The 11,043-nt window shown below is 38.4% G+C and carries 3 protein-coding genes; all 3 read right to left on the reverse strand.

Going from position 1 to position 11,043, the window contains the following annotated elements; genetic code table 11:
• On the reverse strand, positions 1–3,254 hold a 3,254-nt coding region (locus Q0050_RS10235; protein ID WP_298395115.1), incomplete at its 3' end, for a LamG-like jellyroll fold domain-containing protein.
• Positions 3,255–3,862: 608 nt separating this feature from the next.
• Positions 3,863–7,789, reverse strand: a complete 3,927-nt coding sequence (locus tag Q0050_RS10240) for a T9SS sorting signal type C domain-containing protein (protein ID WP_298395118.1) — start codon at positions 7,787–7,789, stop codon at positions 3,863–3,865.
• Between the two features lie 1,697 nt (positions 7,790–9,486).
• On the reverse strand, positions 9,487–11,043 hold a 1,557-nt coding region (locus tag Q0050_RS10245), incomplete at its 5' end, for a T9SS sorting signal type C domain-containing protein (protein ID WP_298395121.1).

The raw sequence follows: 11,043 nt of genomic DNA on the forward strand, positions 1-11,043 counted from the left end.
TTGAATCTGTAACCTTGAGCAAAGTTAGTCCAGTTAGCAGTTACAGTAGAATACCAACCAGCTAAAGTAGTACCACAAGTTCCTGCTGGCAATGAACCAACAATTGGAGTACATCCACCAGGCAAACCAACATTATCGATAACACCATTACAATCATTATCAATTCCATCATAACATACATCAACCGCATTTGGGTTAATCGCTGCATTGGTATCGTTACAATCAGTTCCTAAAGAAACATAACCCATTGGAGCACCAGTACAGGACTGAACACTCATAGCTGGATTTCCAAAACCGTCGTTATCTGCATCAGCATAATAGGTAGTTGAATTTTGAATAGTCAAATTTAAAGTAGCCACATTCGGACAACCCGAAGCATTAGTTGTAGTATTAGTATAAACACCACTTGAAGTATAAGTAACTCCGTTTTCTGGCCAAGTGTATGTATTACAAGCTGTAATCGTTTCACTTGAAGTAGAACTATTATTAATAGTCAAATTCAAAGTCTCATTGACAATACAACCGTTGACATTGGTGGTTGTACCGGTATAAATTCCAGAGGTCGTATAAGTCAATCCAGTTACAGACCATAAGTAAGAATCACAAGAAGTTTGAGTAGCAGAATTTACCAAAATCTCAGGTTCAGTAATAATAAACAATTGTGTCGAGGTACAACCATTCGCATCCGCAACAGAACAAATATAAGTTCCTGCTGACAAACCGCTAGCAGTAGCTGCAGTGCCTCCTGATGGGAACCACGTGTAGGTATAACCCGGCGTCCCACCAATAACCGAAACAGAGGCGGATCCATTAGTACCACCATTACAAGTAACATTCGTTTGCCCTAAAGGTGAAACGATAAGAGCATCTGGTTGTGTAATGGTAAAATTTGTTGAAGTACTACAACCATTTGCATCAATAACAATACAAGTATAAGTTCCAGCAGTCAAACCAGTAGCAGTAGCTCCAGTGCCACCTGATGGTAACCAAGAATAAGTATATCCAGGAGTACCACCAATCACAGAAACACTTGCCGAACCGTTGCTTCCGCCATTACAAGAAACGTTAGTTTGCGTAGACGATAAAATTACTAATGGCATTGCTGGCTCAGTAATGGTAAAAATTGTGGAAGCACTACAATTATTTGCATCAGTTACCAAACAAACATAAGTACCAGCAGACAAACCAGTAGCAGTAGCATTAGTTCCTCCTGATGGAGACCAAGAATAAGTATATCCTGACGTTCCGCCGCTTACCAAAACAGAGGCAGCACCATTAGAACCTCCATTACAAGCAACATTCGTTTTTGAAGAAGGTATAACTAATAAAGGACTTGGTTGTAAAATTGTTACAGTGCTAGTAATCGGACAAGAATCAGAAGTAATAGTACAAGTATAAGTACCAGCAGGAAGACCGGTTGCTGTGGCTGATGTACCTCCAAAAGGAGACCATAAATAAGTGTAAACACCGTTACCACCTGAAGCAGTAACAGTGGCAGTTCCATTTGAACCTCCGAAACAAGAAACATTGGTACTTGTGGTGGTAGCAGTCAATGAATTATAAGTACAAGCTACACCAGTTGCTACAGCACCCTGTGCCCAATTTGACGTCGAACCAGTTAAAGCAAAACCAGTCAAGACTCCAGTATTATTGGCACCACTACTATCTGCAATAGTAGTTATCGCAGCATTATTCGCATTTATAGTTCCTGAATTATATTTATGATAAAGCACTAATCCAGTTTGACCCGATCCTAGTTCACAATTCATTTTATTTTGAATTTCGGTCTGACATAAAGCTCTATTCCAAATGCGAACTTCATCAAGACCACCGTTAAAATATTCACCACCACAACTGGTTGGACACGTTGAGCCAATTTGCATATTAGAAGCGTTTGGAATGTTATTAACTCCTGGAACGTCTTGAGCTTTTAAAATTCCATCAATATAGATTTTTCTTGTAGTTCCGTCATAAGTGGCTACAACATGATGCCAATTGCCATCAGCTAAATTCGTGGGACTCGGATTAGCAATAAGATCATTTGCCCACCAATAATTAACTAGCAAACCTGATGCATCAAGACGTAAAGCATTGACTTGATTAACTTGCCCATAATTGCCCCAACCAACAATGCCTCTTGAACCAAGAACGGTAGTTTTAATTTTAGCTTCAATAGTATAACTTGAATTCCCTACAGGAATGGAAGCCGGTGCATTTATAGCAACGTAATCATTAACACCATCAAATTGCAAACCCGAAGCCAAAATATTGGCAGTAACGCCTAATCGTGAAGTTCCTTCACATCCAGAAACGGTTCGGGAAGCATAATAAGTAGTAGTAGAAACAATTGGAGTCGATAGCGGTAAGGAAGCACCTCCCGAAGGGGTTGCATACCATTTTATACCAGTCCCAGTAACGTTTAAATTAGCCAATGTGGCCGTATTAGAAACCGTTTGAACCGCTGTTCCAGTGGGAGCCGTTGGTAAAGCAGTAACATTCACAGAAACCGTATTCGAATTAAGTACAGCTCCGCAAGAGGAAGTTACCACACAATAATAATTGGCAGAAACAGTAAGATTCGTTAGACTCAAGGTGCTTTGTGTAGCACCAGAAATAATAGTTCCATTGCGATACCATTGATAAGTCAATCCAGTACCCGTAGCACTAACCGACAAAGAGGCGGCGCTTCCAGAACAAACCGTACTAGATTGTGGTTGTGTAGAAATAGCAAGAGGACAAATATTAAACAATTGAACTTCTGACAATTGCAAAATATTCTCACCACAAGTACCAATAAAATTTACTCGGTAGTAAGTGTAAGCAACAGTATTACTAAAGGTGAAGGTTCGTGTAAAAAATCGAGTACCTACACAAGCAAGAGTTCCTGTGGCCACAGAGGTAAAGGTCGAACCATTATTAGAACCTAGTATTTGATAATTAATAGGATCGCGTCCACTAGCATCGTTAGCAGTACTGATCGCAATACTAGTAGCAATTTTAGGTGTACCGATAAAAACAGTAAAACCAAAACCATCATTAATATTAAAATCTAAAAATTTAGTGGCAACACTGCCATCGATGATTCTAAAAACCTCCTCACCTGCAGGAGAAGATACACTTCCAATAGAAGTAATACTCATACCAGAATTAAAAATTGGAGCTTGCGAATGAACAAACTGAAAACTTACTAAAACAAAAAGCAAGAGCCTTAAATAGTAAGATTTGCTAAAGAAATGGGGTAGTCTTTTTTTCATAATATAAAGTAAAAAGGGTTAAAAGCACTAAACAATAATCACCGCAACAACAAAGCAATAAATCCTTTACCAACTTTCTGAAAAGTAATTTTGAATTTTGAAAACAAACTATTCTTTCTGCGAGATTTAATACCGTGAGCCATTGAAAAACTAATTATTATTTAACATGACAAATGTTAAACATAAAAATTTCAAATCATATAGGGGTTACTACGTGATTTTCAAAAAAAGAAAAAAGTCACAAATCCTAATTCCTCAATCAAAAATCCTTAATCCTCAATCAAAAATCCTCAATCAAAAATCTTCAATCTTCAATCCTCAATCCCAAGTCTTAATACTTAATACGCCAATCTTAATACAAAAAAAGCCCTTCCGTTTCCGAAAGAGCTTTTCTATATATTCCTCGAGTCCAAAGGACAAGTTAAACTAACAACTATCAACTAAGGACTAATCACTAATCACTAAGGATTAATCACTAATCACTAAGGACTAATCACTAAGGACTAATCACTAATCACTAAGGACTAATCACTAAGGACTAATCACTAATCACTAAGGACTAATCACTAATCACTAAAAACTCATCACTAAAGACTAATCACTAAAGACTAATTAACCACCTTCTTACTAGCCTTAACCCCATCAACAGTAGTCACTTGAACCACCAACACCTGATTAGTCGTTCCTACATTGATTCTAGTTTCCGAAGCATTGATGCCTTTCTTCGCAACCAATACTCTGCCTCTAATATCATAGATAGTAACCTCTTTCATCATGGCGCTTCCGGTGTTCACAACAACATCATTTTGTTGTTTGATTACATTAATGTTGTTCGCGGTAAAGCTGTTATCATTGTTAGCCAAAGCCGTTTGGTAAACCAATTCAAAACGATTAGCAAACGTACCTGCTGCCGAAGCAAAAGTATAAGGTGTTGTCAAGTTATGGTAAGAACCATCTTGATTGTCTTTGATGAAAATCGCTTGCGCGCCATCTGCAAACAAACCTTGAACGTGATCGATAGCAAAGGTAAAATTTCCAGCAGTAGTCACCTTGTACTTCAACGGAACCACATCAGAAGCTTGAAACGACGGACGTCCTTGAATAGTATAATCCGTAGCATCAATCAACATTGTTAAAGCAATAGCTCCATCATTAAAATACTTACTATCGTAAGCATCAGCACCCAAAGAAGCGCTAGCAAAATAACCAACAACCGCTTGTGAATAGGCTGCGCCAGTTCCTGTCAAGTTCAACCAAACACCATCCGCTTGTGTAGCTGGAGTTGCCGTAGCAGTTCTAAAAAACTGATTAGCGTTATTCGTAATACGTTGCGTATTATTAAATTCTAAATTGGTAGCACCATCTTTAGCCTCAACAAAGAAACCTTGTCCCGTTTGAATCACACCATTAGGTGATTCAGTAAACGCTTCGCCATTATCACCATAAAATCCTGAAGTAGCATTCCAAGTACAATAAGTCGGACTCGCTGCATTGTTAGTCTTTCTCCAAAAGTATAAGGTAGGTTCTATCGCATTGATATTGTCAGCAGCAAACTGCGCAATATTTATTGGCGATGGATAAGGATTTCCTACCAAGTTGTAACGTTGTGCAGCACCTGCATTTATTAAAGGAACAGTCTTAGTCCCATTATTTGGTGTTCCTGAAAAACTTCCATTCCAAACAACTGGTGCTGTTGGATGATTGTAGGGCAAACGAATCAAATAACCTTTTCCAATGCCAAAGGGAACATTATTACCATCAGTACCATTTACACCTGCTGAATTGGTTCCCGTAACATTCATTCCAATAGAACCATTGTTAAATACATTGGTAGCCGTCGTGTAATTGTAAAAACGATTAGCAAAAGTGAAAGGAGAAAACGCATACAATCCTTGACCAGTAACCGGTGAAGACCATAGCGTATAATCCAATCGTATCAACGGATTAGTTTGACGTTTTACAACCACATTACCCGTATTAACCGCAGTAGGATTGGCTTGATATAAATTAGCATTATTATTTAAAGTAAACGAACTTCCAGTCGCAACAGCAATACCATCATTCAAAAACACATTAAATCCTGAGGTTACACTAACCACAGCATTATTAGTAACCGAAATGCTACAAGCTTCAAAGTTTGCGCCAATAGTAAAATTAGCAGCAAAAATAGCCGACTTCGTACTTGTTGGCAATCCATTACTCCAAGCAGTTCCGTCCCAAGTAGTAGACTCAATTACCACAGTTGAAGAACCTGTTAATGGTGCCGAACAAACACCATTGGTCACCGAAACCAAATTCAAAGTCTGAGTGGCTGTTGCACCAGTTACGGTAACAATAGCTGTTCCGCCTATTAAAGTAGCAGTAGCATTGGCACCACCATTAATGTTATAAGTAACCACAGCATCTGAAGTACCAACTAAAGTGAAAGTAACGGTAGATCCAGCACACACTGTAGGACCATTATTTCCCGAAATACTAGCCGTCGGTAATGCAGTAACTACAACAGTAGACGAACCGGCCAAAGGCGCCGAGCAAACACCATTGGTCACCGAAACCAAATTGAAAGTCTGAGTGGCTGTTGCACCAGTTACTGTAACAATAGCTGTTCCGCCTGTTAAAGTAGCAGTAGCATTGGCACCACCATTAATGTTATAAGTAACCACGGCTTCTGAAGTGCCAACTAAAGTGAAAGTAACGGTAGATCCAGCACACACTGTAGGACCATTATTCCCCGATATACTAGCCGTTGGTAACGGATTAACAGTTATAGAGAAAGCTGTGGAAGTTACAGGCACACAAGTACCGTTTCCTATTACCGCTCGATAATCCCATACACCACTAGCCGTAGGTATTTCTGAATAAGTGGTAGCCGTTGTAGCAATAGAAGTCCATGATCCTGCATTGAATCTTTTCTCCCAATTCAAAACAGTTCCAACAAAGCCACCGCCAAGAGTTAAGGTACCTGTTGAGGAATTCAAACAAATAGCAGTTGCAGTTCCTGAAACACTGCCACCAACAGCAGCTTGTCCTACAGTTACAGCCAAAGTTCTTACCGGATTAGTAACACAACCATTAGAAGCAGTTACACCTATCGTTCCATTCTGACCCGAAGCACCTGTAGTCACGGTAATAGAAGTCGTTCCTTGTCCTGCAGTAATAGTCCAACCTGTTGGAACGGTCCACGCATAATTTAAGGCATTGGTAACTGGAGCTACACTATAAACTTGGCCAGCGGTCACCGGACATTGGGTAGAAGCGCCTGAAATGGTTCCGGTAGCACCTAGTGCCGTATTCGCACTCGTATTTACTCTAATCACATTAGTAAAAAACTCACAGCTACCAGCATTAGAAGCAACCGCTCTCAATACACGTCTAAAGTACCTAACATTACTGGTAGTGGTTGTTACAGCAGGCGGCGCATAATCTTCAGTAGTAGCACCTGCAATATTGGTAAAAGTTATATTATCACTGGACACTTGCCATTGAAACGAAACATTGGGAATCGTAGAAACAGCACAAGAACTATAAGCCGAACCATCTAAAGTTCCAGGAGCAACACCAGAACATCTATTTAAAACACTGGCACCTGCGATAGAGTTCGTAGAAGGAACAAAAGGCGTCAAACTAAAATTAGCTACATTACCACCTTGAAATTCATAAAAATCAAAGATAATATCACTATTCCCATTCAAATAAATCAAATTATTACAATAAGTAGTGGTTCCTTGTTGCTTCCACTCGTTTATAACCAAAACTCCATCAATATAAACTCTGACACCATCATCACCTCCAATACTTAAAAAATAACATCCCGTTTTTGTCGAACGCATTCTATATCTTACAGCAAATAATTCGGTATAAACATTTACTCTCGCGGCACCACCAGACAAAACTGGAAAACAAGCAGTCGTACCACCAAAACTTTCAGCAATCGATTCTGTTGGTACGTTGTAATATCCAACATAATTTGCATCTAAAAATGGACTAACCGTTGAAGAGGGCGATGTTGGCGAAGGTCCACCTGGAGGAGGTCCACCGGTAAAATTATAAACGTGACCGACCCATTGATCAGTACCAAATGAAGTTTTTGAATCTTGCGTATTACCCACAGCATTCAAAGTAAGTGTCAAAGCACCACCAGTAGTATTGTTATTAACACAAGCACCGCTTGACAACAAAATCTTGATTTGTCCCGATAAAGAAGCAATCCAATTGGTAATACTAGCGCCCGAAGCACCACTCACAAAAGTAGCCGGACTAACATTCGCATTAGTAGTAGCATCAAGTAGCGTCAAATTTTCATTTAAAGCCGGAAAAACATTTCCGACAGAAAAAGTATAGCTAAAGCCCTTGATAACATTTACAACAACAAATTGACCCGAATTTACGGTTCCTGTTGTAACAGTATTCCCATTATCAATGCAAAAAGTAGTAGCAGTGCCAACTTGAGTCAACGGCGTACCAGTATAAGCACACTGCGAATAACCATTCAAGAAGGCAAGAAAGATAAGGGTGTAAAAAATAATTTTTTTCATAGTAGAAAAGGGGTTAAATTCCAGGACAAAATTAAAACAACAAGTCCATTTAGAAAAATAAAAAACAAAATAACTATTTCAAAAAACATTTGTAAATAACTTAAAATCAGTAATTTATACTGTTGTAGTATAAATTCTACCATCAGTAAATCACCTCCATCAAAGAAAAAGCAATCCCAAAACAACCCATAATCGCAAGTAGTAAGGAGTAATCAATAAGGAGTAATCAATAAGGAGTGATTAACAAAGAGTAAAAAATAAGTAAAGGGTAATCAAACCAAAAAACCAACAAACAATTTAATACTCAAAATCAAGCACCTATGACAATCAAGCACCTAAAAAACTTACGAAAAAAAACAAGGATAAGTTTTAAAAAAAACTAAAAAGTAAGTAGCAAAAAGTAATAACAAACAAACCCGCAACAAAAATCCTAAATCCTCAATCAAAAATCCTCAATCCTCAATCCCAATTCCTCAATCCCAATTCCTCAATCCCAATTCCTCAATCCCAATTCCTCAATCAAAAATCCTCAATCAAAAATCCTCAATCCCAAATCCTCAATCCTCAATCCCCAGTCTTAATACTTAATACTCCAATCTTAATACAAAAAAGCCCTTCCGTTTCCAAAAGAGCTTTAACATCTTGAGTCCAAAGGACGAGTTAAACTAAAAACTGATCACTGATCACTGACAACTAACAACCGACAACCGGTCACTGAGCCTGTCGAAGTGCACAACCTACAACCCACAACCTACAACCCACAACCACAACACATCTCGCTTCACGCCACCGTCACTTCGAGTGATTTTAGTAAAACTGCGACAGCGGTTTTACTAAAATTTTATCGAGAACCTAGGAACTACTTACATCACTGCTACAAAGTTCTCGATACATTTTTTAAAAAATAGCTAATCGCAATTTTCTAAAAAACACTCGAAATGACGAAAGCAGTAAATTCATAAAATCAAAAATCCTCAATCCCAAATCCCAAATCCCCAGTCAAAAATCGCAAATCCTAAATCAAAAATCGCAAATCCTAAACCCTCAATCCCCAGTTTTAATACTTAATACTCCAATCTTAATACAAAAAAAGCCCTTTCGTTTCCAAAAAAGCTTTAACATCTCAAGTCCAAAGGACAAGTTAACCTAACAACTAATCACTGATCACTGACAACTAACAACCTACAACCCACAACCACAACACATCTCGCTTCACGCCACCGTCACTTCGAGTGATTTTAGCAAAACTGCGACAGCGGTTTTACTAAAATTTTATCAAGAACCTAGGAACTACTAACATCACTGCTCCAAAGTTCTCGATACATTTTTTAAAAAATAGCTAATCGCAATTTTCTAAAAAACACTCGAAATGACGATAGTAGAAAATTCATAAAATCATTAATCCTAAATCTTCAATCCTCAATCAAAAATCAAAAATCCTCAATCTTCAATCCTCAATCTTCAATCCTCAATCCCTAGTCTTAATACTTAATACTCCAATCTTAATACAAAAAAAAGCCCTTCCGTTTCCGAAAGAGCTTTAATATCTCGAGTCCAAAGGACGAGTTAAACCAACAACTATCAACTAAGGACTAATCACTAATCACTAACGACTAATCACTAATCACTAAGGACTAATCACTAATCACTAAGGACTAATCACTAAGAACTAATCACTAACGACTAATCACTAAAAACTAATTAACCACCTTCTTACTAGCCTTAACCCCATCAACAGTAGTCACTTGAACCACCAAGACCTGATTAGTTGTTCCTACATTGATTCTAGTTTCTGAAGCATTGATGCCTTTCTTCGCAACCAATACTCTTCCTCTAATATCATAGATAGTCACTTCTTTCATCATAGCGCTTCCAGTATTCACAACAACATCATTTTGTTGTTTGATTACGTTTATGTTGTTCGCTGTAAAGCTGTTGTCATTCGTAGCCAAAGCCGTTTGGTAAACCAATTCAAAACGGTTAGCAAACGTACCTGCTGCCGAAGCAAAAGTATAAGGTGTTGTCAAGTTATGGTAAGAACCATCTTGATTGTCTTTTATGAAGATTGCTTGAGCACCACCAGTGAACAATCCTTGTACGTGATCGATAGCAAAAGTATAGTTACCAGCCGTTGTCACTTTATAATTCAACGGAACCACATCAGTTGCTTGGAACGACGGACGACCTTGAATAGTATAATCCGTAGATCCGATAACCATTGTTAAAGCAATCTCTCCATCGTTAAAATACTTACTATCATAAGCATCAGCACCTAAAGTAGCGTCAGCAAAATAACCAACAACCGCTTGTGAAAACGCAGCACCTGTTCCTGTTAAGTTCAACCATACACCATCAGCTTGTGTAGCTGGAGTTGCAGTAGCACTTCTAAAGAACTGATTAGCGTTATTCGTGATACGTTGTGTATTATTAAATGTTAAACTAGTAGCACCATCTTTAGCCTCAACAAAGAAACCTTGTCCGGTTTGAATCACACCATTTGGCGATTCTGTATAAGCCTCACCATTATCTCCAAAGAAGCCTGAAGTTGTATTCCAAGTACAGTAAGTCGGACTCGCTGCATTGTTAGTCTTTCTCCAGAAGTATAAAGTTGGCTCTATGTTATTGGTATTATCAGCAGCAAACTGTGCAATACTAATTGGTGATGGATAAGGGTTACCCACCATATTAAATTGTTGCTCCGTTCCTGCATTGGCCAAAGTAACAGTTTTCGTACCATTATTTGGTGTTCCATTGAAAACTCCATTCCATACTACTGGTGCAGTTGGGTGGTTATAAGGCAAACGAATTAAATAACCTTTTCCTGTTCCAAAAGGAACATTGTTTGCATCTGTTCCGTTTACTCCTGCTGCATTAGTTCCTGTAACATTCATTCCTAAAGAAGAATTGTTCAAGAAATTCGTTGCAGTATTATAAGTATAAAAACGATTCGCAAAAGTCAATGGAGAAAACGCATACAATCCTTGACCAGCAACTGGTGAAGACCAAAGAGTATAATCAAATCGCATCAACGGATTAGATTGACGTCTAACAACCACATTACCTGTGTTAACCGCAGTAGCATCTGCTTGATATAAATTAGCATTATTGTTTAAAGTAAACGTACTTCCTGTAGCCACAGCAATAGCACCATTCAAGTTCACATTAAATCCTGAAGTTACACTAACCACAGCATTATTGGTAACCGAGATACTACAAGCTTCAAAGTTAGCGCCAATAGTAAAGTTAGCAGCAAA

The sequence above is a fragment of the Flavobacterium sp. genome (assembly GCF_027483985.1).
GTDB lineage: Bacteria > Bacteroidota > Bacteroidia > Flavobacteriales > Flavobacteriaceae > Flavobacterium.

What these genes read in the sequence shown, in the direction of transcription:
- Q0050_RS10240 (WP_298395118.1), bottom strand. Translation starts at nt 7,789, where the DNA reads ATGAAAAAAATTATTTTTTACACCCTTATCTTTCTTGCCTTCTTGAAT.